General features: G+C 53.8%; 17 protein-coding genes and 3 CRISPR repeat arrays. Of the genes, 11 read left to right on the top strand and 6 right to left on the bottom strand.

The window, feature by feature from the left end; all coding sequences use genetic code 11:
• The first annotated feature begins 9 nt into the window (after nt 1-9).
• The 7 genes from KUE00_RS03860 to KUE00_RS03830 all read left to right on the top strand — a co-directional run bounded on the left by KUE00_RS03860 (nt 10) and on the right by KUE00_RS03830 (nt 7148).
• Nucleotides 10-894, top strand: a complete 885-nt coding sequence (locus KUE00_RS03860) for a dihydrodipicolinate synthase family protein (RefSeq protein ID WP_246758215.1) — start codon at nt 10-12, stop codon at nt 892-894.
• Between the two features lie 44 nt (nt 895-938).
• A complete protein-coding gene (locus KUE00_RS03855; protein WP_246758214.1) occupies nt 939-1889 on the top strand; it encodes a phosphoglycerate dehydrogenase in 951 nt (316 codons plus the stop codon).
• Between the two features lie 85 nt (nt 1890-1974).
• Nucleotides 1975-3294 carry an MFS transporter gene (locus KUE00_RS03850; protein ID WP_246758213.1) on the top strand — a complete coding sequence of 440 codons (1320 nt, stop codon included), beginning with the start codon at nt 1975-1977 and terminating at the stop codon, nt 3292-3294.
• Between the two features lie 108 nt (nt 3295-3402).
• Entirely contained in the window at nt 3403-4818 is a 1416-nt protein-coding gene (locus KUE00_RS03845; protein WP_246758211.1) for a sodium:solute symporter family protein, read from the top strand.
• A gap of 1 nt (nt 4819) precedes the next feature.
• Nucleotides 4820-6004, top strand: coding sequence for a sialidase family protein (locus tag KUE00_RS03840; RefSeq protein ID WP_246758210.1), 1185 nt, complete (start codon nt 4820-4822; stop codon nt 6002-6004).
• The gene (locus tag KUE00_RS03835) at nt 6001-6474 is read left to right on the top strand and encodes a NanQ anomerase/TabA/YiaL family protein (RefSeq protein ID WP_246758209.1); all 474 of its coding nucleotides are present in this window, start codon (nt 6001-6003) and stop codon (nt 6472-6474) included. The genes KUE00_RS03840 and KUE00_RS03835 overlap by 4 nt, the downstream gene beginning before the upstream one ends.
• Nucleotides 6471-7148, top strand: coding sequence for an SDR family NAD(P)-dependent oxidoreductase (locus KUE00_RS03830; protein WP_246758208.1), 678 nt, complete (start codon nt 6471-6473; stop codon nt 7146-7148). The genes KUE00_RS03835 and KUE00_RS03830 overlap by 4 nt, the downstream gene beginning before the upstream one ends.
• A gap of 193 nt (nt 7149-7341) precedes the next feature.
• Here KUE00_RS03830 and yacL read toward each other — a convergent pair whose 3' ends face one another.
• The 6 genes from yacL to pdhR form a co-directional block, all read right to left on the bottom strand.
• Nucleotides 7342-7704, bottom strand: coding sequence for a protein YacL (gene yacL, locus KUE00_RS03825; RefSeq protein WP_246758207.1), 363 nt, complete (start codon nt 7702-7704; stop codon nt 7342-7344).
• Nucleotides 7705-7914: 210 nt separating this feature from the next.
• Nucleotides 7915-8663: a CRISPR direct-repeat array (repeat unit 28 nt; unit sequence TTTCTAAGCTGCCTGTACGGCAGTGAAC).
• A 260-nt stretch (nt 8664-8923) separates the two neighbouring features.
• A complete protein-coding gene (gene acnB, locus KUE00_RS03820; RefSeq protein WP_246758206.1) occupies nt 8924-11521 on the bottom strand; it encodes a bifunctional aconitate hydratase 2/2-methylisocitrate dehydratase in 2598 nt (865 codons plus the stop codon).
• Between the two features lie 399 nt (nt 11522-11920).
• Nucleotides 11921-12309: direct repeats of the CRISPR family, unit length 28 nt; unit sequence TTTCTAAGCTGCCTGTACGGCAGTGAAC.
• A gap of 91 nt (nt 12310-12400) precedes the next feature.
• Nucleotides 12401-13270: a CRISPR direct-repeat array (repeat unit 28 nt; unit sequence TTTCTAAGCTGCCTGTACGGCAGTGAAC).
• Between the two features lie 203 nt (nt 13271-13473).
• Complete coding sequence (gene lpdA / locus KUE00_RS03815; RefSeq protein ID WP_246758204.1) at nt 13474-14898, bottom strand: dihydrolipoyl dehydrogenase; 1425 nt, start codon at nt 14896-14898, stop codon at nt 13474-13476.
• Between the two features lie 175 nt (nt 14899-15073).
• Nucleotides 15074-16969 carry a pyruvate dehydrogenase complex dihydrolipoyllysine-residue acetyltransferase gene (gene aceF, locus KUE00_RS03810; protein ID WP_246758203.1) on the bottom strand — a complete coding sequence of 632 codons (1896 nt, stop codon included), beginning with the start codon at nt 16967-16969 and terminating at the stop codon, nt 15074-15076.
• Nucleotides 16970-16982: 13 nt separating this feature from the next.
• On the bottom strand, nt 16983-19646 hold the full coding sequence (aceE, locus tag KUE00_RS03805) for a pyruvate dehydrogenase (acetyl-transferring), homodimeric type (protein ID WP_246758201.1): 2664 nt from the start codon (nt 19644-19646) through the stop codon (nt 16983-16985).
• Nucleotides 19647-19768: 122 nt separating this feature from the next.
• Nucleotides 19769-20533, bottom strand: a complete 765-nt coding sequence (gene pdhR, locus KUE00_RS03800) for a pyruvate dehydrogenase complex transcriptional repressor PdhR (protein ID WP_246758199.1) — start codon at nt 20531-20533, stop codon at nt 19769-19771.
• Between the two features lie 502 nt (nt 20534-21035).
• Here pdhR and KUE00_RS03795 point away from each other — a divergent pair.
• From KUE00_RS03795 to KUE00_RS03780, 4 genes are all read left to right on the top strand, one after another.
• Entirely contained in the window at nt 21036-22391 is a 1356-nt protein-coding gene (locus KUE00_RS03795) for an amino acid permease (RefSeq protein ID WP_246758197.1), read from the top strand.
• 219 nt (nt 22392-22610) lie between these two features.
• Nucleotides 22611-24023: a glycoside-pentoside-hexuronide (GPH):cation symporter gene (locus KUE00_RS03790; RefSeq protein WP_246758196.1), complete on the top strand. Its 1413-nt coding sequence runs from the start codon at nt 22611-22613 to the stop codon at nt 24021-24023.
• Nucleotides 24020-24979, top strand: coding sequence for a glycoside hydrolase family 43 protein (locus tag KUE00_RS03785; RefSeq protein ID WP_246758195.1), 960 nt, complete (start codon nt 24020-24022; stop codon nt 24977-24979). The genes KUE00_RS03790 and KUE00_RS03785 overlap by 4 nt, the downstream gene beginning before the upstream one ends.
• Before the next feature lie 130 nt (nt 24980-25109).
• Entirely contained in the window at nt 25110-25370 is a 261-nt protein-coding gene (locus KUE00_RS03780) for a hypothetical protein (protein WP_246758194.1), read from the top strand.
• Nucleotides 25371-25428 lie beyond the last annotated feature (58 nt).

The following is a 25428-nucleotide window of genomic DNA, read 5'->3' as shown; positions in this document are numbered from 1 at the left end:
GAGGACACCATGAGCAAAAAAATCACCGGCGTACTGACCGCCATCGTCACGCCGTTTACGAAAGATGGCGACTATAACGAAGCGGCCATGCGCGTACAGATCCGGCGCCAGCTGGCAGCGGGTAACGGTATTTTCTGCGGCGGCACCAACGGCGAGTTTTTTGTGCTGAATGCACAAGAGAAGCTGGCCGTAGCGAAAACCTGCGTGGAAGAAGTGGCAGGCAAAGCACACGTAGTGGCGCACATTGGCGAGATCTCCACTCGTGAGACTATCCGCCTTGGCAAACAGGTAGCCGCGCTGGGCGTAGACGCCGTTTCGGTGATCACACCGTGGTTTGTGCCGCTGAAGCAGGAAGAGCTGATTGCGCATTATGAAGAAGTAGCGGATGCGCTGGACGTACCGATTTTCCTCTACAACATCCCGGCCCGCACCGGTAACACGCTGCAACCTGAAACGGTGCGCAAGCTGGCCGCTCACCCGAACATCATCGGCATCAAGGATAGCGCGGGCAGCTATGAAAGCCTGAGCGGCTTCCTGCAGGCGGCGGAAGGCATTGATAACTTTGACGTTCTGAACGGCCCTGACTCGCTGATCCATCAGGGTTTTGTTGACGGCTGCTCTGCCTGTATCTCCGGGCTGGCCAACGTCGCACCGAACGAGATCAACGCTATCTGGGCACGCTTCCGCGACGGCGATATTGCCGGTTCGCACAAAGCGCAGGAAAACGTCACCGGCCTGCGTACCGACCTTTACAGCGTGGGCTTCTCGCCTGCGGCCGTGAAAAAGGCCGTCGCGCTGATGGGCCATGACGTAGGCGAAAGCCGCTATGCCGTCCGCTTCAGCGCGGAAGAAGAACAGCGTATTCGCCAGATCGTTAATCAATATATTCACTAATTTGCGGCGGCGTTGCCGCCCGATTTGATACCAGGACACGCAAGATGAAAGTGATTTGCACTTCCCCATCCTTCGCGAAATACGATACTCAGCCGATCGACACGCTGCGGCAGCAGGGATTTGAGCTGATCAAACTGCCTGCCGATGCACCGCTGAGTGTCCTACAGCCACACCTGGCGGAAACCGTGGCGATGATCGTTGCCTTTACCGACGTGAATGAAGAACTGCTGGCGCTGGCCCCGCAGCTTTCCATTGTCTGCAAGCACGGCGTAGGCGTCGATAACATCGATCTGGCTGCCACCAAAGCACGCGGTATCTATGTGACCAACGTGCCGGATGCCAACAAGCACGCGGTGGCCGATTTTGCTTTTGCGCTGATCCTTAACGCGGCACGTCAGGTCACGACGGCAGCGGTGGAAACCCGTGCCGGGCAGTGGCCGCGCCTTTTCGCCACAGATGTTTATGGTAAAACGCTGGGCATTATCGGCCTTGGCAACATCGGTAAGCAGGTTGCACTGCGCGCCAGCGGCTTCAATATGCGTGTGCTGGCCTTTGATTTCTATCCCGACCAGCAATTTGCCGCCGAACACAACGTTGAGTTTGTCAGTCTGGATCGGCTGACGGAGCAGTGTGACTTTATCACCCTGCACACGCCGCTGACCGCTGAGACACGTAACCTGTTTGATGCCGCCAGAATCGCAAAGATGAAGAAATCCGCCTTTCTGATCAACGTTTCACGTGGTGGCGTGGTGAACGAAACCGATCTGTTTAACGCGCTTTCCGACAACGTGATTGCCGGTGCCGCAGCAGACGTCTTTGACCACGAGCCGCTGGAGTCGCATCCCCTGTTCTCGCTGAATAATTTTATTCCTACCTCACATATCGCGGGCTATACCGACGGGGCGATCAGCGCCATCGGCGAGCGCTGCGTGCAGCAGATTATTCAGTGTGTGAAAGAGCAGCAGCGGCCGGCCAACGTCATGAATTCACTGTAAGCAGGCCCGGGGCGTCGTTCCCGCCCCCTTAAATAAAGCTGGACGCTGCTCCAGCCTATAACAACCTCTGTATCGGGCTCAGACTATGAATACTCTTGCTGGAAATACCCGTATCCGCTGGTGGATTGCAGGCCTGATGTGGCTGGCAATTGCCATAAACTATATCGATCGCACCGTGCTGTCGGCGGCGGCACCGCACCTGATTGACGAGCTAAAACTGACGCCCGAGTTGATGGGCTTCATCATGGCGGCGTTTTTCTGGTCTTACTCGCTATTGCAAATCCCGGCAGGCTGGTTCGCTGACCGCTTTGGCCAGAAAAAAGGCCTGGGGCTGGCCGTTGCCTGGTGGTCTATCGCTACCTCAATAATGGGCCTGGCGACCGGCTTTAAATCCCTGCTGGCGTTACGCCTGGCGCTAGGCGTGGGCGAGGCAGCGGCCTATCCAAGCAATGCCGGGATCACCGCTCGCTGGTTCCCGGATAAAGAACGGGCCACCGTTTCCGGCCTGTTCGACAGCGCCTCGAAGTTCGGTGGTGCGGTGGCGATGCCGCTGATCGTCTGGATGATCTATATGTTCGACTGGCGGCTGACCTTCCTGATTATCGGCGCCGTCGGCCTGCTATGGGTCATCGCCTGGTACTTTATCTACGCAGAAAATCCCGAAGATCATCAGTACATCAGCAAACATGAAGTCAGCCTGATCCGCGATGGACAAGCCCGCAAGCACGGCGATAAAAGCGTAAAACCGATGAAATGGTACAAGCTGCTGCGCTACCGCAACATCTGGGCGATGTGCATCGGTTTTTTTACCATTAACTACACCTCCTATTTCTTTATCACCTGGTTGCCCACCTACCTGGTAAAGGAAAAAGGCATGGACTTCATCAAGATGGGGATGATCGCCGCCCTGCCGCTGCTGTGCGGAATGATTATTGAAGTCGTGGCTGGCTGGGCCTCTGATCGCATGGTGCACAAAAAAGTGCTGTCGCTGACCGCCACCCGCAAACTTTTCCTGACTATTGGCCTGTTAATGGCGCTGTGCATTGGCTTTGCGCCATTTACTGACTCGGTATTTATGACCGTATTCCTGCTGTGCGTGGCCAAGTCCGGCACCACCGTGGCCGCCTCTCAGGTCTGGGCGCTGCCGGGCGACGTGGCACCGAAAAACAGCGTCTCGATCGTAGCCGGATTACAGAACACCGTCTCTAACCTTGGCGGGGCCATTGGGCCAATTGTTACCGGCGCCATTGTGGCCGCCACGGGCTCTTTCACCTGGGCGCTGGTGTTCTCCGCCGCGCTGGTGGTGATTGGCATCCTTAACTATCTGTTCCTGATGGGCAAAGTCGAGCCGATTTCCGACGGCGAAACCGCTCTGGCTCATCGGGCTTCGCCCGGACACGCTTAACGTTCCGGTTCACCGTTTTACGCAGGCGTTCGCCAGAACGCTTTACCCTACACGGGCGCGAAAAGAGCCATAAGGCCACCGCGCTCTTACTCATCGTGAGGCATCACAATGAAAGAGTTTTCAACCGAAGGTACGTTAATTATTATCGGCATGGTGGTCATTTATATTCTGTTCACTACCTGGCTAACCTGGCGATTAAGAAGCAAAAGCTCCGGCGATTTTATGGAAGGCTCGCGCGCCATGCCTGCCTTTATTGTCGGTATTATGCTGATGTCGGAATATATCGGTGCAAAATCAACTATCGGCACGGCGCAGGCGGCCTTTGAAGGTGGTTTTGCCGCGTCCTGGTCCGTCATTGGTGCGGCTATTGGTTTCCCCATCTTTGGGCTGCTGCTGGTTAAACGTATTTATAATACCGGCAAAATTACTATTTCCGGCGCGATAGCGGAGAAATATGGCAGCACCACCAAAAACATTATTTCTATTATTATGATTTACGCGCTGCTGCTGGTGAACGTCGGTAATTACGTTAGCGGTGCCGCGGCTATTTCTACCGTATTAAAAGTCAACTTACCCGTAGCGGCTTTTATTACCGCCGTGGTCAGTACCTTTTATTTCGTCTTTGGCGGAATGAAAGGGATGGCCTGGGTTACCATGCTACATAGCGCGCTGAAGTATATCGGCATTCTGATTATTCTTGGCGTGGCGCTGAAAATGACCGGCGGCATTACGCCAATGATACAGAAGATGCCGGACTTTTACTGGACGTGGGATGGTCACATCGGTGCCAGCACCATTGTCGCCTGGCTGATTGGCACCATCGGTTCCATTTTCTGTACTCAGTTTGTTATTCAGGCTATCTCTTCCACTAAAAGCCCTGCGGCGGCGCGGCGCGCGACCTGGGTTGCGTTTTTCTTTTGCCTGCCAATTGGTATTGCGATTGCCATAATCGGCGTGGCGGCAAAATATCTGCATCCGGATATAAAAAGCCTGTATGCCCTGCCGGTGTTTTTACAGGATATGAGCCCGTGGTTAGCCGGAATCGTCACCACTTCTCTGGTCGCTTCTATTTTTGTCAGCGTTGGCACCGTGGCGCTGGCTATCGCCTCGCTGATCGTGAAAGATTTTTATGTGCCGTACCGCAAGCCTACACCAGAGCGTGAGTTTAAAATGACGCGCTGGCTGTCGCTGGGGATCGGCTTTGCGCCGCTGATTTTTGTGCTTTTCGTGCCGGAAGTGCTGAAGCTCTCCTTCTTTACTCGCGCTATTCGCCTGTCCATTTCCGTAGTAGCGATTATCGCCTTCTATCTGCCCATGTTTAAAAGCGCACGCGGCGCGAACTGGGGACTCATTGGTGCCTGCGTCATGACGTCCGTCTGGTTTGTGCTGGGCGATCCCTTTGGCATCAACAATATGTATATCGCGCTGATTACGCCAGCCGTGATTATGGCGATTGACCACCTTATTCCGGGTCGTCAGACCGTGAAAAAAACCGACAACAGCATGCAAAAAAGTGGAGCCTGATATGACCGAAACCCCGACCGTGGAACGTAATGGCCTGGTGCACAACGCGGACAGCGATCCACATCTGCAAACGGCGATGCTGCCTTCGCCTTGTCCGCAAAACCATGCGGCTAACCTGCTGCCGCTGCCGGACGGCGATCTGCTGTGCGTCTGGTTTGGCGGCACGCAGGAAGGCATTGCCGATATTTCTATCTGGTGCTCGCGGCTGGTAAAAAACAGCAACCGCTGGAGCGAACCGCAGAAGCTTTCAGAAGACAGCAGCCGTTCTGAACAGAATCCGGTGCTGTTTCTGGCACCCGATAACGTGTTGTGGCTACTCTATACCGCACAGAAATCGGGCAATCAGGACACGGCGATTGTGCGCTATCGCCAGTCTACCGATTTTGGCAAAAGCTGGGGGCCTATCGCTACGCTGCTGAAAAATCCCGGCACTTTTATCCGTCAGCCAATTGTGGTGCTGGCGAACGGTAACTGGCTCCTGCCGGTGTTTTACTGCACCACCCGGCCTGGTGAAAAGTGGGTCGGCAGTTACGACACCAGCGCGGTAAAAATCTCTGAGGATCAAGGCAAAAGCTGGCGCGATGTGCCCGTACCGCAAAGCACTGGCTGCGTACATATGAATATCACGCTGCTGAAAGATGGCTCGCTGCTGGCTCTTTATCGCAGCCGCTGGGCGGACAATATTTACTTCAGCCGCTCCACCGACAACGGCGAAAGCTGGACGGCGCCACAGCCGACGGAGCTGCCCAACAACAACTCGTCGATCCAGGTTACCACGCTGGCGAACGGCGATCTGGCGCTGGTGTTTAACGCGATGAGCGCGGAAGGGGCCAGCGAGCGCCGTCTTTCACTGTATGACGAAATTGAAGATGAAGATGGCGACGTTGCCACGGCGCTGGAACCGGTGGTGCACAGCGGCAAAACGGCTTTCTGGGGCGCGCCGCGAGCGCCGATGACGCTGGCGATTTCAAAAGACGGCGGCAAAAGCTGGCCGTGGCAGTACAATCTGGACGAAGGCGACGGCTACTGCATGACCAATAATTCACAGCAGAAGCTGAACCGCGAGTTTTCCTATCCCTCTGTTAAAGAGGGCATAAACGGCGAACTGCATATTGCCTACACCTACTTCCGTCAGGCGATTAAATATGTGCGCATAGATGAAGCATGGCTGCGGGAGGCGCAATGATTACCGGCAATCTGACAGCGCTGAAAATGGCTATGTTACCGCCTTCGCTTGCTGCCATATTAGCGAACCCGCAACACAGCCTTGTAGCTCTGCGGGCGCGGCAGGATGGTAAATTTCAGTCGGAAAAGAACAGCTGGTTCTGCAATATTGGCGTGGCGCAAACCGCGCCACGGGAAACGCGCCATACTGAATTTCACCGGCACTATCTGGATATTCAGATAGTGCTGGCTGGCGAAGAGATCATTCATTTTTCCTGCCTGGATGCGCTAGATCAGCAGGCAGAAGAACGCAAGCCGGACCTGTTTATCCTGACTCAGCCGCAGCTACCACATTCTGTCCATTTGCAGCCTGGCGACTTCGTTATTTTCTCTCCTGGTGAGTCGCATCAGGCACTGTGCGCCGTTGGTGAACCGGCCGCGGTACGCAAAGCCGTGTTTAAAATCCCCTTAACGATGCTGGAGGAAGCATGAGCCGTCACGTGTTGATAACCGGCGTCAGTTCAGGCATTGGCGCAGCGATTGCCGAACAGCTGCTTAACCAAGGCTGGCAGGTCACCGGGTTAAGCCGGACGCTGGTCAAGCGTGATAACCCACGATTTACCTCGTTATCGGTCGATCTGTTTGATGTGGTCGCGCTGAAGCAAATGCTGGCGACGCTACCGCAGGTGGATGCGATTATCCACGCCGCCGGCATGATGAAGGCCGCGCCGTTGGGCGATCTTGATGAAGGGATTAGCGAAAAGCTTTGGCAGCTGCATATTCGGGTTGCGGAAGTGCTGGCAAACCAGCTGGCGCAACAGTTGCCAATGGGTGGCCGCATCGTGCTGATTGGAAGCAGAACATCAACCGGCGCGGCGGGACGTAGCCAGTATGTCAGCACGAAAGCGGCAATGAAGGGCATGGTAAGAAGCTGGGCGGCGGAACTGGCACCGCGCGGCGTCACCGCGAACATCGTTGCGCCTGGCGCCACGGAAACGCCGATGTTAAGCCAGCCGGGACGCGAAAGCTCGCCGCCAAAACTGCCGCCGATTGGCCGCTATATTCAGCCGCAGGAAGTCGCTGCGCTGGTCTGCTACCTGCTTTCGCCTGCCGCCGATGCGATTACCGGGCAGGAGATAGTGATTTGCGGCGGGGCATCGCTGTAACAATTCTTTTTAGATAAAAATCTATAGCCTGGTACGCTGCTTTATAAGCTTATCAGGCTTACTTTTACACTGGATCCAACATGTCGACACAGGGTTTTAGTATGTTGTAACTATCTGCCGCTGCGCTGTAAAAAGCGTTAATGTGATTGTTTTTTCGCCAACCAGGCCGATGGATATTGGCTGCCCGCTAACTTTAACGACCTTGCAGAAAGCTTCTGTAAGCGGCAATGACCGCCAGAAAATCTTCTACACCGCAAAAGCACAGGCTTTCTTCGTCGTAGTAGCTCATGCCCTCTTCCATCTCATCGCCTTCGATACTGAGCAAATTAGCGCGAACGATAACCTCTTCTTCATCCAGCCAGATGGTGTATTCACGGCCTACGCGCTGCCACTGCCGCTCGCTGCCTTTAACCTCTTTTACCGCGGCTTCGACCTCCTCCAGCAGCGGCAGATTGTCTACCACTTCCTCATTAAACCAGTGGCCGATTGCTTCATGCCCCATCGACATACGTACCTTTACGCTGCCGGTGACATCTCTTAAAAATTCATATTCCATGCTGCTTTCCTTTGAACTGCCAGACCCGTTATAAGTTAACGCGCGTGCGCTTGCCACGTAAACGGGAAACGGGTTTTATTATCGCAGCATTGAAAAGGAAAATCAGCGGTACTGGTTGAAGACAGAAGCGCTGGCAGGTGCACGTCACATAATATCAACGGCATGAATTTGATACGGCCTGTAGAGCGTAAGCACCAGCGTTATAGGTTATTTCCAGGCTGCCTGTACGGCAGTGAACTGCTTTGCCGACTCGAGGAAAAAAGCCTTACTTTTCTTAAGCTGCCTGTACGGCAGTGAACATCTGCAAATGGCTGGTTATGCAGCCGCACTGTTTCTAAGCTGCCTGTACGGCAGTGAACAACAACGAGCAGTTTGATTTTGAATTCAGCGATTTCTAAGCTGCCTGTACGGCAGGGAACTTCCAATGCCCACCGCGCTCGGCGCCCCACCATTTCTAAGCTGCCTGTACGGCAGTGAACCTGTATATGCATCATTTGCGAGTGATGCCAGCTTTCTAAGCTGCCTGTACGGCAGTGAACGTGATTGTTGAGTGGATGGCTCGATTTACCCATTTCTAAGCTACCTGTACGGCAGTGAACACAAGGAGGATTCCATTGGTAAGCTATGTCCATTTCTAAGCTGCCTGTACGGCAGTGAACTTTTAAGTCCTATCTGCGTGGCGATCGTTCTGTTTCTAAGCTGCCTGTACGGCAGTGAACATGTTAAGCGCTACGTAAAACGCTGCTCTAAATTTCTAAGCTGCCTGTACGGCAGTGAACATAGTAAGATTCAATCCCCGCCCAATGAGCATTTTCTAAGCTGCCTGTACGGCAGTGAACCCGGTAAATCAAAAAAACATAATCCCGTTAGTTTTCTAAGCTGCCTGTACGGCAGTGAACATGGGATCGGCCCCGCAGTAAAGCAGGTGCATTTTCTAAGCTGCCTGTACGGCAGTGAACGTTGCGTGAACAGTTTAATCCAATGTTTTACGAAGAAAATTGAGCAATCCCAGGTTAAAACCCTTTTTTATCTTTCTTTAAAAATAATTTAAAATCAAATAATTAAAATTACGTTCAGGAAAAGGGTCTTAGTGATGTATCGAATTTTATGCCTGGCTATCATCTTTCGCCCGAAACCATAAAAAAATCCGGAACTATAAATAGTCCCGGATGTTTATTTCCAGCAAGCGCTATTCGGCTCTGAATAACGCTGATTGCTGTTATACCGCCGTCTGGAAAATCACGCCGTCGGCTTTTTCAGTATATTGATTCAGCTTGTCGAAGTTCAGATAGCGATAGGTATCCACCGCCGTCTTATCAACCTGATTCATAAACTGCTGGTACTCTTCCGGCGTTGGCAGCTTGCCTAACAGCGAAGCGACCGCAGCCAGCTCGGCCGAAGCCAGAAAGACGTTTGCGCCGTTGCCCAGACGGTTCGGGAAGTTACGCGTAGAGGTAGAAACCACCGTTGCGCCATCCGCCACGCGCGCCTGGTTACCCATGCAGAGTGAACAGCCTGGGATCTCAATACGCGCGCCGCTCTTACCGAATACGCTGTAATAGCCTTCTTCCGTCAGCTGCGCCGCATCCATTTTGGTCGGTGGGGCTACCCACAGACGCGTTGGCAACTGGCCTTTATGGCTGTCCAGCAGCTTGCCGGCCGCGCGGAAGTGACCGATGTTGGTCATGCAGGAACCGATAAAGACTTCGTCAATCTTTTCGCCCTGCACGTCAGACAGCAGACGCGCATCGTCCGGATCGTTCGGTGCGCACAGAATTGGCTCTTTGATCTCAGCCAGATCGATATCGATTACCGCCGCGTACTCTGCATCCGCATCGCCTTCCAGCAGCTGTGGATCCGCCAGCCATTTTTCCATGCCCTGAATACGACGTTCCAGCGTACGGCGATCGCCATAGCCTTCCGCAATCATCCACTTCAGCAGAACGATGTTGGAATTGAGGTACTCGATGATCGGCTCTTTACCCAGCTTGATCGTACAGCCCGCTGCCGAACGCTCAGCGGAAGCATCAGACAGTTCAAACGCCTGCTCAACCTTCAGTTCCGGCAGGCCTTCGATTTCCAGAATGCGGCCAGAGAAGATGTTTTTCTTACCTTTCTTCTCTACGGTCAGCAGACCCTGCTTGATAGCGTACAGCGGGATGGCGTGAACCAGGTCACGCAGCGTGATACCCGGCTGCATTTTGCCTTTGAAGCGCACCAGCACAGATTCAGGCATGTCCAGTGGCATAACGCCAGTTGCCGCAGCAAACGCTACCAGGCCAGAACCCGCCGGGAAAGAGATGCCGATTGGGAAACGGGTATGTGAATCGCCGCCGGTACCAACGGTATCCGGCAGCAGCATGCGGTTCAGCCAGCTGTGGATGATGCCGTCGCCAGGACGCAGCGAAACGCCACCGCGGTTCATAATGAAGTCCGGCAGCGTGTGGTGCGTGGAAACGTCAACAGGCTTTGGATAAGCCGCCGTATGGCAGAATGACTGCATCACCAGATCGGCAGAGAAGCCCAGGCACGCCAGGTCTTTCAGCTCGTCACGGGTCATTGGCCCGGTGGTGTCCTGAGAACCTACAGAAGTCATTTTTGGTTCGCAGTATGCGCCAGGACGCACGCCTTCCGTACCGCAGGCACGACCAACCATTTTCTGTGCCAGCGAGTAGCCGCGGGTGCTTTCCGCCACGTCTTTCGCCTGACGGAATACTTCGCTGTGCGGCAGACCTAAAGCTTCACGGGCTTTGGTAGTCAGACCACGACCGATAATCAGCGGAATACGGCCACCGGCACGAACTTCATCAAGCAGAACGTCGGTTTTCAGTTCGAAATTCGCCAGTACTTCGCCCGTTTCGTGGTTACGCACTTCGCCTTTATAAGGATAGATGTCAATAACATCGCCCATATTCAGCTTATCAACGTCCACCTCGATTGGCAGCGCGCCCGCATCTTCCATCGTGTTGAAGAAAATTGGCGCGATTTTACCGCCCAGCACGACGCCGCCGCCTTTTTTGTTTGGCACGTATGGGATGTCGTCGCCCATAAACCACAGCACCGAGTTGGTAGCGGATTTACGGGAAGAACCGGTGCCGACTACGTCGCCGACGTAGGCCAGCGGGAAGCCTTTGGCCTGCAGCGCTTCAATCTGTTTGATTGGGCCGACGTTGCCTGGCTGGTCCGGCTCGATACCTTCGCGGGCATTCTTCAGCATCGCCAGCGCGTGCAGAGGGATATCCGGGCGGGACCAGGCGTCAGGAGCAGGAGAAAGATCGTCGGTGTTGGTTTCGCCGGTGACTTTGAATACGGTAACGGTAATTTTTTCCGCCAGTTCCGGGCGAGAAAGATACCATTCGGCATCGGCCCAGGACTGCATAATCTGTTTCGCGTGCGGGTTGCCAGCTTTGGCTTTCTCTTCGACATCGTAGAAGTTGTCGAACATCAGCAGCGTGTGGGAAAGTGCTTTAGCGGCAATCGGTGCCAGCGTTTCGCTGTCCAGCGCGTCAATCAGCGGATGAATGTTGTAACCGCCCTGCATGGTGCCCAGCAGTTCAACAGCTTTTTCAGGAGTAACCAGAGGAGAGGTCGCTTCGCCTTTGGCGACAGCAGCCAGGAATCCGGCTTTAACATAGGCCGCTTCGTCAACGCCCGGCGGAACTCGATTGATTAACAAATCGGACAGGAATTCTTCTTCACCCGCTGGCGGGTTTTTCAGCAGTTCAACCAGCGCGGCCATTTGGGAAGCATCTAATGGTTTAGGAACGATCCCTTCAACAGCACGCTCGGCAACGTGCTTACGGTATTCTTCTAGCACGACGTTCTCCTCGCTCACATTGTAATGACCGGGCGCCTTCAGGTTTACCGCAAATTGATTTGCTCATTCTGTAGGGTAAGGTGCCCGGTTTCGCGAGGGCCAGCATAGCAGGATTTTAGGGTGGTGTTAATCTGTTTACAAAAAAGCAACATCATTAACAGCACAAAACGCAACCGGGTTTGGCTGCAAAAGGGCCGCATGTACGGGAAACTGACGTCGTATGCAGGATCGTAAAAACAGTAAAAAACCTGCTGTTTCTGAACAATTTATTGCCTACGGTTAAACTAAGCGGGTTTTTAATAAATTTACGTTAGTGAATGCGCTAAAGGCGTAGCGCATTCTTAGTGCTACCTGTACGGCAGTGAACCTCTATCTCGTCTGCAACTACGCCCGCGCCCATTTCTAAGCTGCCAGTACGACAGTGAACATCACGACTCCGGTAATGATCGCCACGTTTTATTTCTAAGCTGCCTGTACGGCAGAGAACGCTTTACCAGCTCTTTAATCTTGCTCATTTGCTTTTCTAAGCTGCCTGTACGGCAGTGAACAGAAAACACAAAAAGCGGATGCGATCGCTCAGTTTCTAAGCTGCCTGTACGGCAGTGAACTTGGTGGGGCCGTCGTCGATACAAATCAGCATTTTCTAAGCTGCCTGTACGGCAGTGAACGAAACCTGCTGGGTTAAAGGAGATATGCTTATTTTCTAAGCTGCCTGTACGGCAGTGAACGCCGAGATTCAGGAACTGATGAAAACCGTCCCTTTCTAAGCTGCCTGTACGGCAGTGAACAGCACACCAGCCTTCCGCTGATGCTTGAGGGTTTCTAAGCTTGCCTGTACGGCAGTGAACTTAACCTGTACGGCAGAACTGGCTAACGGGATTTTCTAAGCTGCCTGTACGGCAGTGAACAATCTGCATCACTTGCGGACAGAACGCCGATATTTCTAAGCTGCCTGTACGGCAGTGAACCCATTCCCGCCGCATGATATCCAGCGTTTCCCTTTCTAAGCTGCCTGTACGGCAGTGAACTTTATGTGGCTTTGCCCGTCCTGCCTGATACGTTTCTAAGCTGCCTGTACGGCAGTGAACTTGAACAGCGCGGCGTCGAGGTTATCCCCTGGTTTCTAAGCTGCCTGTACGGCAGTGAACAACCTCGCAGAAGGTCTGCGCAACCATTGCATTTTCTAAGCTGCCTGTACGGCAGTGAACGACTATGGTCGGGTAGCATAGTGAGAACGCCGTTTCTAAGCTGCCTGTACGGCAGTGAACCCGTCCTTTTTGCCTGCTGCAACTGTTGTTGGTTTCTAAGCTGCCTGTACGGCAGTGAACTGGCCGTCTTCTTTCCAGGCCATTTTGATGTTTTTCTAAGCTGCCTGTACGGCAGTGAACCTATAATTTTAAAAAATACTCCGGCGCATACATTTCTAAGCTACCTGTACGGCAGTGAACCTACTGAGGTAATGTCTCGCCTTGCGGCGGAATTTCTAAGCTACCTGTACGGCAGTGAACTTGGAATCTCTCGAAATCGCACTCCCCATACTTTTCTAAGCTACCTGTACGGCAGTGAACGGTAAAGCCAGTGAAGCAACAGGACTTTCACGTTTCTAAGCTACCTGTACGGCAGTGAACACTAACCTGCCTATTTCCTGGATACTCGGCGATTTCTAAGCTACCTGTACGGCAGTGAACGGATAGCAGAATTACTGCCGGTGTTGCTCTGATTTTCTAAGCTACCTGTACGGCAGTGAACAGTTGACGACATAGCATAAGCAACTTATTACTGAAGAATTTTGACCCAAACCCGGTAAAACCCTCTTTTTTAGCCACCAACTAAATACAAGTAAAAACAATAAATTAAGACGGCCCTGAAAAAAAGGGTTTAGCCAGGCAGAGACCTTACCGCCCCAATAAAAAACGGCCCCCGCAGGAGCCGTTTTTAAGCGTGGTTAACGCTTACTTCTTCTTCGCTTTCGGGTTTGGCAGATCGGTGATGCTGCCTTCGAAGATTTCTGCCGCCAGGCCCACGGATTCGTGCAGCGTTGGGTGAGCATGGATGGTCAGCGCGATATCTTCGGCGTCGCAACCCATTTCAATAGCCAGGCCAATTTCGCCCAGCAGCTCGCCGCCGTTGGTGCCGACAACCGCGCCGCCGATAACGCGATGCGTCTCTTTATCGAAAATCAGCTTGGTCATGCCGTCTGCGCAGTCGGAAGCGATAGCACGGCCGGAAGCCGCCCACGGGAAGGTGGCCGTCTCGTAGCTGATGCCCTTCTCTTTCGCTTCTTTCTCGGTCAGACCAACCCAGGCAACTTCTGGCTCGGTATAGGCGATAGATGGAATCACTTTCGGGTCGAAGTAGTGCTTCTTACCGGAAATCACTTCTGCCGCCACGTGGCCTTCATGCACGCCTTTATGCGCCAGCATTGGCTGACCAACGATGTCGCCGATAGCGTAGATATGCGGCACGTTAGTGCGCATCTGCTTGTCGACGCGAATAAAGCCGCGATCGTCGACTTCCACGCCCGCTTTGCCCGCATCCAGACCTTTGCCGTTCGGTACGCGGCCGATAGCAACCAGCACCGCGTCGTAGCGCTGCGGTTCAGCTGGCGCTTTTTTGCCTTCCATCGTCACGTAGATGCCGTCTTCTTTGGCTTCTACCGCCGTGACTTTGGTTTCCAGCATCAGGTTGAACTGCTTAGAAATACGTTTAGTGAAGACTTTCACCACGTCTTTATCGGCAGCCGGAATAACCTGGTCAAACATCTCCACCACGTCAATCTGAGAACCCAGCGCGTGGTAAACGGTGCCCATTTCCAGGCCGATAATCCCGCCGCCCATCACCAGCATGCGCTCTGGCACTTCTTTCAGTTCCAGCGCAGAGGTAGAATCCCACACGCGCGGATCGTCATGTGGAATAAACGGCAGTTGAATAGGACGAGAACCGGCAGCGATGATCGCATTGTCGAAGTTGATGGTGGTGCCGCCGTTTTCGCCGTCAACGAACATGGTGTTCGCGCCGGTGAATTTCGCTTCGCCAGTGACGACTTTAACCTTACGGGCTTTCGCCATGCCAGCCAGACCGCCGGTCAGCTGATTGATGACTTTCTCTTTCCAGGTACGGATCTTGTTGATATCGGTCTGCGGCTTGCCGAACACCACACCGTGTTCTTCCAGCGCTTTCGCTTCTTCAATCACTTTTGCCACGTGCAGCAGCGCTTTAGAAGGGATACAACCTACGTTCAGGCAAACCCCGCCCAGGGTGCTGTAACGCTCAACAATGACGGTCTCCAGACCTAAATCGGCAGCGCGGAATGCCGCAGAATAACCTGCCGGACCTGCCCCAAGTACCACGACCTGAGTTTTGATTTCTGTACTCATCATGACCTCTTAGTTAACTGGAGGATATCCATCCACCGGTTCGTATTCAGGGCAAGAGTTTACAGAATTGTTAACAGAGTGCAAACAACCTGCCCCAAACGACTGTACTATCTTGTCGACTAAAACAGCAGAGTCGGCTAATTAAGAAGGCCGGCATAAGCCGGCCAGAGTACTGTTACATCACCAGACGGCGAATATCAGACAACATATTGTTGATGATGGTAATAAAGCGGGCACCATCAGCACCGTCAATGACGCGGTGGTCGAAGGAAAGAGAGATTGGCATCATCAGACGCGGCGCAAACTCTTTACCGTTCCAGACCGGCTCCATAGCGGATTTAGAAACGCCCAGGATAGCCACTTCCGGCGCGTTGACGATTGGCGCAAAGTGCGTGGTGCCAAGACCGCCAAGGCTGGAGATAGTAAAGCAGCCGCCCTGCATATCGCTGGCCGTCAGTTTACCATCACGCGCTTTTTTCGACGTTGCCATCAGCTCGCGAGAAAGCTCGGTGATGCCTTTCTTGTTCACATCTTTAAACACCGGAACCACCAGGCCGTTTGGCGTATCTACCGCCACGCCGATGTTGATGTATTTTTTCAGCGTTAGCTTCTGCGCATCTTCAGACAGCGAGCTGTTAAAGCGCGGCATCTGCTCCAGCGCGGCAGCAACTGCCTTCATGATGAACACGACTGGCGTATATTTCACATCCAGCTTGCGCTTTTCGGCTTCGGCATTCTGCTGTTTGCGGAACGCTTCCAGATCGGTGATATCCGTCTTGTCGAAGTGCGTAACGTGCGGGATCATTACCCAGTTACGGCTCAGGTTCGCGCCAGAGATTTTCTGGATGCGGCCCAGTTCGACTTCTTCGACTTCGCCGAACTTGCTGAAGTCGACTTTCGGCCATGGCAGCATGCCTGGCAGACCGCCACCGCTTGCCGCAGCAGCCGGTGCCGCTTCGGCGCGTTTGACCGCGTCTTTCACGTAAGACTGCACGTCTTCTTTCAGGATACGGCCTTTACGACCCGTGCCTTTTACCTTCGCCAGGTTTACGCCAAACTCGCGCGCCAGACGACGAATAACCGGCGTGGCATGCACGTAAGCATCGTTCTCGGCGAAGTCGCCTTTCGCTTCCGCTTTTGCCGGAGCCGGAGCAGCCGGAGCCGCTTTGGTTTCCTGCGCTGCCGGTGCCGGAGCCGCTTCCTGCTTAGCGGCTGGCGCTGGTGCCGCGCCTTCTACTTCGAAGACCATAATCAGCGAGCCGGTGCTGACCTTGTCGCCGGTGGCAATTTTAATCTCTTTCACCGTACCGGCAAATGGCGCAGGCACTTCCATAGAGGCCTTGTCGCCTTCTACGGTAATCAGCGACTGCTCGGCAGCCACTTTATCGCCTACTTTCACCATCACTTCGGTCACTTCAACTTCGTCACCGCCGATGTCAGGAACCTGAACTTCTTTCGCGCCGCTGGTTGCCGCTGGTGCCGCCGCCGCTTCTTCTTTCATTGCTGGCTTCGGTGCCTGTGCAGGCGCTGCGCCTTCCGCTTCGAAAATCATAATCAGCGTGCCGGTGCTGACTTTGTCGCCGGTAGCAATTTTGATCTCTTTTACGGTGCCTTTAAACGGCGCTGGTACTTCCATTGAGGCTTTATCGCCTTCAACGGTCAGCAGCGACTGCTCGGCTTCGACTTTATCGCCCACCTTGACCAGAATCTCGGTAACTTCCACTTCGTCACCGCCGATATCCGGCACGTTAACTTCTTTGCTTTCGGCCTGGGCGGCAGGTGCTGGTGCCGCTGGCGCTTCCGCTTTTTTCTCTTCTGCCGGCGCGGTAGCCGCACCGTCAGCCGCTTCGAAGATCATAATCAGCGAGCCGGTTTCAACTTTATCGCCGGTAGCGATTTTGATCTCTTTAACCACGCCCGCTTCTGGCGAGGGCACTTCCATAGAAGCCTTGTCGCCTTCTACGGTAATCAGCGACTGCTCGGCTTCCACCTTATCGCCAACCTTGACCAGGATCTCGGTAACTTCCACTTCGTCTGAACCGATGTCCGGTACTTTAATTTCGATAGCCATTAATCTTTACCTCTTATGCCAGACGCGGGTTGACTTTATCGGCATCGATATTGAATTTAGTAATGGCATCCGCCACCACTTTCTTATCGATTTCACCGCGTTTAGCCAGTTCGCCCAGTGCTGCAACCACGACGTAAGATGCGTCCACTTCGAAGTGGTGACGCAGGTTTTCGCGGCTGTCGGAGCGGCCGAAACCGTCAGTGCCCAGTACGCGATAGTCGCTGGCTGGCATGAAGGTACGGATCTGCTCGGCGAACAGTTTCATATAGTCGGTTGAAGCTACTGCCGGTGCTTCGTTCATGATCTGCGCAACGTAAGGCACACGTGGCTCTTCGGTAGGGTGCAGCATGTTCCAGCGCTCACAGTCCTGACCATCGCGGGCCAGCTCGGTGAAGGAGGTTACGCTGTAAACGTCGGAACCTACGCCGTAATCCTTCGCCAGGATCTGCGCGGCTTCACGCACGTGACGCAGGATAGAACCCGAGCCCAGCAGCTGTACTTTACCTTTGCTGCCTTCCAGAGTTTCCAGCTTGTAGATACCTTTACGGATACCCTCTTCCGCACCCTGCGGCATTGCAGGCATGTGGTAGTTTTCGTTCAGCGTGGTGATGTAGTAGTAAATATTTTCCTGCGCTTCGCCATACATACGTACCAGGCCGTCATGCATGATGACAGCAACTTCGTAAGCGTAAGCAGGATCGTAAGAGATACAGTTAGGAATAGTCAGCGACTGAATGTGGCTGTGGCCATCTTCATGCTGCAAACCTTCGCCGTTCAGCGTGGTACGACCGGAAGTGCCGCCGACCAGGAAGCCGCGCGCCTGCTGATCGCCCGCCGCCCAGCAGAGATCGCCGATACGCTGGAAGCCGAACATAGAGTAATAGATATAGAACGGGATCATCGGCAGGTTGTTAGTGCTGTAAGACGTTGCCGCCGCCAGCCATGATGCGCCCGCACCCAGTTCGTTGATACCTTCCTGCAGGATCTGGCCTTTCTCGTCTTCTTTGTAGTAGGCAACCTGCTCACGGTCCTGCGGCGTGTACTGCTGGCCGTTCGGGCTGTAAATGCCGATCTGGCGGAACAGGCCTTCCATACCAAAGGTACGCGCTTCGTCGGCGATGATTGGCACCAGGCGATCTTTGATCGACTGGTTCTTCAGCATCACGTTCAGGGCACGCACGAAGGCGATAGTGGTAGAGATCTCTTTGTTCTGCTCGTCCAGCAGCTGGCGGAAATCTTCCAGCGCAGGCATGGATAGCTTCTCGCTGAAGTTTGGCTGGCGAGTTGGCAGATAGCCGCCCAGCTTCTGGCGCTGGCCGTGCAGATATTTGTACTCTTCAGACTCTTTGCTGAAGGTCACGTACGGCAGGTTTTCGATGGTGTCATCAGTGACCGGCACGTTGAAGCGATCGCGGATGTAGCGAACGCCATCCATGTTCATCTTCTTCACCTGGTGCGCGATGTTTTTACCTTCCGCCGTGTCGCCCATACCATAACCTTTAATGGTATGCGCCAGGATGACCACAGGTTTGCCTTTGGTGTCCTGCGCTTTTTTCAGCGCCGCGTAGATTTTCTTCGGATCGTGGCCGCCACGGTTCAGCGCCCAGATTTCGTCGTCGGTCATATCTTTGACCAGCTCGGCGGTTTCCGGATATTTGCCGAAGAAGTGCTCGCGCACGTAGGCACCGTCGCGGGATTTAAAGGTCTGGTAGTCGCCGTCAACGGTTTCGTTCATCAGCTGGATCAGCTTGCCGCTGGTATCTTTACGCAGCAGCTCGTCCCAGCGTCCGCCCCAAATCACCTTGATCACTTCCCAGCCAGCGCCGCCAAAGATGCCGTCCAGCTCGTTGATGATTTTGCCGTTGCCGGTAACCGGGCCGTCCAGGCGCTGCAGGTTACAGTTGATGATGAACACCAGGTTATCCAGCTTCTCGCGGGTCGCAATAGTGATAGCGCCTTTGGATTCTGGCTCATCCATTTCGCCGTCGCCCAGGAAGGCGTAAACGGTCTGCTGTGAAGTATCTTTCAGACCGCGATGCTCAAGATACTTGAGGAATTTCGCCTGGTAGATCGCGCCGATTGGGCCAAGGCCCATCGAAACGGTCGGGAACTGCCAGAAGTCCGGCATCAGTTTTGGATGCGGATAAGAAGAAAGACCTTTACCGTGAACTTCCTGACGGAAGTTATTCATCTGATCTTCAGTCAGACGGCCTTCCAGGAAGGCACGAGCGTACACGCCCGGCGAAATATGGCCCTGGAAATAAACCAGGTCGCCGCCGTCTTTTTCGCTGCGCGCGCGGAAGAAGTGGTTAAAACACACTTCATAGATGGTTGCGGAAGACTGGAAAGAGGACATGTGGCCGCCCAGCTCCAGATCTTTCTTCGAAGCGCGCAGAACGGTCATGATGGCGTTCCAGCGGATCGCGGAACGAATACGACGCTCCAGTGAGGTATTGCCCGGATAATCAGGTTCGTCTTCAACGGCAATAGAGTTGATATAGTTGCTGGCCCCAGCGCCCGCAGCTACCTTCACGCCACCTTTGCGTGCCTCGCTCAATACCTGGTCGATCAGGAACTGCGCGCGCTCTACACCTTCTTCACGGATGACCGATTCGATCGCCTGTAGCCAGTCGCGAGTTTCGATCGGATCCACGTCATTGTGTAAACGTTCTGACATGGGGGGTATTCCTTATCTGTGTCTAATACGTTGAATTGTCTGGAGCCTGTCTCTCTGTGCTCTGATTCTGTCCAGAACACAGAGAGACAGGCCCGTCGTGGTTGTCGCGTTATGATTACGCGTTATTCCTTACGTTGCTGTAAGCGTCGAAGGGAGCGCTCTCGGCGGCTCTGCTCACGACTTCTGTCCAGCAATATTTCCTCAATAAACGCCAGATGGCGGTGTGAGGCTTCGCGCGCCTTTTCGGGTTCGCGTGCCACAATTGCCTCGAAAATTCTGGCGCGGTGACCGCTCACTTTTGCCAGCATTTCGCGGCGCGAGTAGAGCAATTCAAAATTCTGTCGGACGTTTTGCTGCAGCATGGGCCCCATCGAGCGTAGCAGATGCAGCAGAACCACATTATGCGCGGCTTCCGTTACGGCAATCTGATACTGCATAACGGCGTTGGCTTCAGCATCGAGATCGCCGCTGGCCTGCGCGGTTTGAATCTGCAGATGGCACTGGCGCAGCCTGTCTATGTCTTCGTTGGTTCCCCGCAGCGCGGCGTAATAGGCCGCAATCCCTTCCAGCGCATGGCGCGTTTCCAGCAGGTCGAACTGGGATTCAGGATGACCGGCCAGCAGTTCCACCAGCGGATCGCTCAGGCTTTGCCACAGGCTGGTTTGCACAAAGGTGCCGCCGCCCTGACGACGTAGCAGCAGGCCTTTCGCTTCCAGACGCTGGATAGCTTCACGCAAAGAGGGACGGGAGACGTCGAACTGTTTTGCCAGCTCGCGTTCAGGGAGTAGCTTTTCACCGGGACGCAGCGTCCCTTCCATAATCAGGGATTCAAGCTGCTGCTCGATAGCATCGGATAGCTTCGGTTGGCGGATTTTGCTGTAGGCCATCATCCCTTCTTCGTGCCGTTTGCCCGAGTAAATTGGTCATACCAATTGCCAAAAGGAGCCCGTAAAGTAACAAAGTATTCACCTGATGTCTATATGGCACCGCCGTGAAACCAGACGCACGTCTCGTTTCTGCAGAAGGGATTAGCGCCAATAATTGCCTGAAAAAGGGCTGGATCTAAATGTTAAATTTTTTAACTTTTCTGAATCGCGACAACTGCTTAATTCACGTCGATTTCGCCATCCATAAGTAAAACCTTTTCGTCTTTTGCCAGCGTTTATGACAAAAACATGAAGATTGTCGGAGCGCCTTTTTTTTGTGCGATCTTTCACCCTTCACGAGAAAGCGAGTGCATTGGCGAGCGCTTATCACTATTCTTGTCGCGAAGGTAGCATTTGCCCTTTTTTGGTTGGCAACTGACTGTAAATATTTAAATACGTAATCGTAAAAAAAATAAGACAGCGGCTCGTCCTTCGTAAAAATAACAACATCATGAGGATGATTATGGAACAACAGCAGGGCGAAACGCTGAAGCGCGGGCTTAAAAACCGGCATATTCAGCTGATTGCATTAGGCGGTGCCGTGGGTACTGGCCTGTTTCTGGGAATAGCACAAACGATTAAAATGGCCGGGCCGTCAGTACTGCTGGGCTACGCCATTGGCGGTTTTATCGCCTTTATGATTATGCGTCAGCTGGGTGAGATGATCGTTGATGAGCCCGTCGCCGGTTCTTTCAGCCATTTTGCCTATAAATACTGGAGCAGCTTTGCCGGTTTTGCTTCCGGCTGGAACTACTGGGTGCTGTATGTGCTGGTAGCGATGGCCGAGCTAACCGCCGTTGGCCAGTATATTCAGGTCTGGTATCCCCAGTTTCCTTCGTGGGCCGCAGCGGCCATTTTCTTTGTGCTGATCAACACCATCAACCTGACCAGCGTAAAAATCTTTGGGGAAATGGAGTTCTGGTTAGCCATTGTCAAAGTGATAGCCGTTGTAGCGATGATTGTGTTTGGCTGCTGGCTGCTGTTTAGCGGTCACGGCGGACCGGAGGCGGCGGTAAGCAATATCTGGGCGATTGGCGGCTTCTTCCCGCATGGCGTCAGCGGACTGGTCATGGCGATGGCGATTATCATGTTCTCTTTCGGCGGCCTGGAGCTGGTGGGCATCACCGCTGCCGAGGCGGACAAACCGGAAAAAAGCATCCCTCAGGCTACTAACCAGGTTATCTGGCGTATTCTGATTTTTTACGTCGGCTCCATTATCGTGCTGCTGTCGCTCTATCCCTGGACCAAAGTGACCGCCAACAGCAGCCCGTTTGTAATGATTTTCCACGACCTGGGCGAAAGCCTGGCGGCTAACGTGCTGAATCTGGTGTTCCTGACCGCCGCGCTCTCCGTGTACAACAGCTGCGTGTATTCAAACAGCCGCATGCTGTACGGCCTGGCCCGTCAGGGAAATGGCCCGAAAGCGTTGCTGAAAGTCGATCGTCGCGGTGTGCCTTACGTCGCGCTGGGCTTCTCTGCCACCACCACCGCAATCTGTGTACTGGTCAACTACCTGATGCCGGGCGAAGCGCTTGGACTGTTTATGGCGCTGGTGGTTTCCGCGCTGGTGATTAACTGGGCGATGATCAGCTACGCTCACCTGAAATTCCGCCAGGCCAAAAACCGCCAGGGCGTGCAGACCCGCTTCAAGGCGCTGTTCTATCCTGCCGGTAACTGGGTATGCCTGCTGTTCATGGTTGGTATTCTGGTGATCATGGCGATGACGCCAGGCATGGCGATTTCCGTCTGGCTGATCCCGCCGTGGGTAGCCGTTCTGGCCATCGGCTATGCGGTAAAAAACCGTCTGCAAAAAGCCTGAATCATGGGGACGCTTCGGTGTCCCCTTTCCCCTGTCTTTTAGTTCGCCGCATTACTCTCCAGCCCGCCTTATCTTTTTTCGCCATCCGGCTGATTTGCCAGCTTACTCACACTTTTCTCTTCACAGCCGTTTTATCCATCTCTGCAACCTTTTCCGCCAGCGCGATACGCCGCTAAGCCAGTGATACTGTTTACTTCATCTGGTGCAGGAGAATGATCCATGAAGGTCGCGGCGCTTTCGATAAAAGAGAAAATTGGCTACGGCATGGGGGACGCAGGCTGCAATATGATCGGCGGCGCTATCATGCTTTTCCTTAACTATTTTTATACCGACGTCTTTGGCCTTGCTCCGGCGCTGGTTGGCGTGCTGCTGCTTTCGGTGCGCGTGGTGGATGCGGTTACCGATCCCATTATGGGTGCCATTGCCGACCGTACGCAGAGCCGCTGGGGGCGGTTTCGTCCATGGCTGCTGTGGATCTCGTTGCCTTACGTGCTGTTCAGCGTGCTGATGTTTACCACGCCGGACTGGAGCTACGACAACAAGGTTATCTATGCCTTTGCCACCTATTTCCTGATGTCGCTGACCTATACCGCCATCAATATTCCTTATTGCTCGCTTGGCGGGGTGATCACCAACGATCCCGGCGAACGCGTTTCCTGCCAGTCTTACCGTTTTGTGATGGTCGGCATCGCCACGCTGATCTTATCCCTTTCGCTGCTGCCGCTGGCGGAGTGGTTTGGCGGTGCGGACAAGGCGCGCGGCTATCAGATGGCTATGAGCGTGCTGGCGTTTATTGGCCTCTGTATGTTTCTGTTTTGCTTCGCCACCGTGCGAGAGCGCATTCACCCTGCCGTATCGAGCAACAGCGATTTAAAATCTGATTTGCGAGACGTATGGAAAAACGATCAGTGGGTGCGCATTTTGCTCCTGACCTTTTGCAACGTCTGTCCCGGCTTTATCCGCATGGCGGCTACCATGTATTACGTGACCTGGGTGATGGGGCAATCTACCCATTTTGCCACGCTATTTATCAGCCTGGGCGTGGTAGGTATGATGCTGGGCAGCACGCTGGCAAAAATCCTGACCGACCGCTGGTGCAAGCTGAAGGTCTTTTTCTGGACCAATATTATCCTGGCGCTGTTTTCCAGCGGCTTTTACTTTCTGAACCCTCATGCCACGGTACTGATTGTGGTGATGTACTTTTTGTTAAACATCCTGCATCAGATTCCTTCCCCGCTGCACTGGTCGCTGATGGCGGATGTGGATGACTACGGCGAGTGGAAAACCGGTAAACGCATTACCGGGATCAGCTTCTCCGGTAACCTGTTTTTTCTGAAGGTCGGGCTGGCGGTGGCCGGGGCAATGGTCGGCTTTTTGCTCTCCTTTTATGGCTACGACGCGGGTGCAAAAGCTCAGTCGCCGGTAGCGGTTAACGGTATTACCTTACTGTTTACCGTCATTCCGGGCGTCGGTTATCTGATTACCGCGGGCGTGGTCAGGCTGCTAAAAGTTGACCGCCCTACCATGCAGAAAATTCAGCTGGAGCTGGAACAGCGTCGCCATAATTTCCGCGAGCTTAACGACTATCATCACGGCAAAGCGCCGGTTAAACCAGAAGGAACAGGAGCATGAGCCAGTGGCCCATTCCGTTTATCGAACAACGCGCTGACCCCTTTATCCTGCGTTATCGGCAGCATTATTACTTTATTGCCTCCGTGCCGGAATACGATCGGCTGGAATTACGTCAGGCCACCACGCTGGCCGGGCTGGCTGAAGCCAGAGCCGTCGTCGTCTGGCAAAAGCACGACAGCGGGGAGATGAGCGAACTTATCTGGGCGCCTGAACTGCACCGTATTGATGGCGTCTGGGTCATCTATTTTGCCGCTGCGCCAACAAGAGAGATCAAGGACGGCCTGTTTCAGCACCGCATGTTTGCTATCGCCTGCCATGATGAGGATCCGCTTAGCGGCAAATGGCAGGAGTGCGGCCGTATCACTACGCCGATTGACAGTTTTGCGCTGGACGCTACCCATTTTGTGCATCAGCAAAAGAACTGGTATTTGTGGGCGCAAAAAGATCCGGCTATTCCGGGTAATTCAAACCTTTATCTTGCCGAACTGGAGACGCCGTGGTCGCTGAAAGGCGCGCCGGTAATGCTAAGCCGTCCGGAATATGCATGGGAATGCGTGGGGTTCTCGGTGAATGAAGGGCCGGCGGCTATCCATCACGGCAATCGTTTATTCGTCAGCTATTCGGCCAGCGCGACGGATGAAAACTATTGCATGGGACTGTTATGGATTGACAACGATGCCGATCCGCTACGGCCAGAAAACTGGCAGAAATCGCCGGAACCGGTATTTAAAACCAGCCGGAAAAATCGTCAGTTTGGGCCGGGCCACAACAGCTTTACGGTGGCGGAAAACGGCGGGGACGTGCTGGTTTATCACGCAAGGAACTACACCGAGATTGAAGGCGATCCGCTGTACGACCCCAATCGCCACACCTGCATTAAAATTTTTGGCTGGGATGATAATGGCATGCCGCTGTTTGGCGAACCGCCCGAAAACAGCGCTACGGAAAAAGACTAACGCTGGATGAATTGATAGCCATCAAAGAAATGTTAAAGCGAAGCGGAAACCGCTCACTATAAATTGAGATTTATCCTGCCCGGGATTATAAGACTTTAACCTCATTTACGTTTTAATAAGGAGATTAACGATGAGAGAATTAACCTATCAGGAAGTTGTTGCCGTCAACGGCGCGGGCATCATTGCCGATACCACCACCTGGCTGGGCGCTCAGGCCGGTGATTTTATCGGCAACGCCATTGGCAGTCTGACCACTGTCCCCATCCTTTCCACCCTTATCTCTAAAGCAACCGGCTTCATTGGGAAGCAAATTGGCGGCTGGATCGGGGGAAGCATAGGCAATCTGTTGGAAGGCTTGTTGGGCATGGGAGACGACAGCACTACTGCCTGATCCACGATATTGTTAACAACCTGAAAAGATCCGGCCCGTTGACCGGATCTTTTTACGC

It is taken from the genome of Erwinia phyllosphaerae, from assembly GCF_019132875.1.
GTDB classification, from domain to species: Bacteria; Pseudomonadota; Gammaproteobacteria; order Enterobacterales; family Enterobacteriaceae; genus Erwinia; species Erwinia phyllosphaerae.
This window is presented reverse-complemented; position numbering and strand designations above follow the sequence as displayed.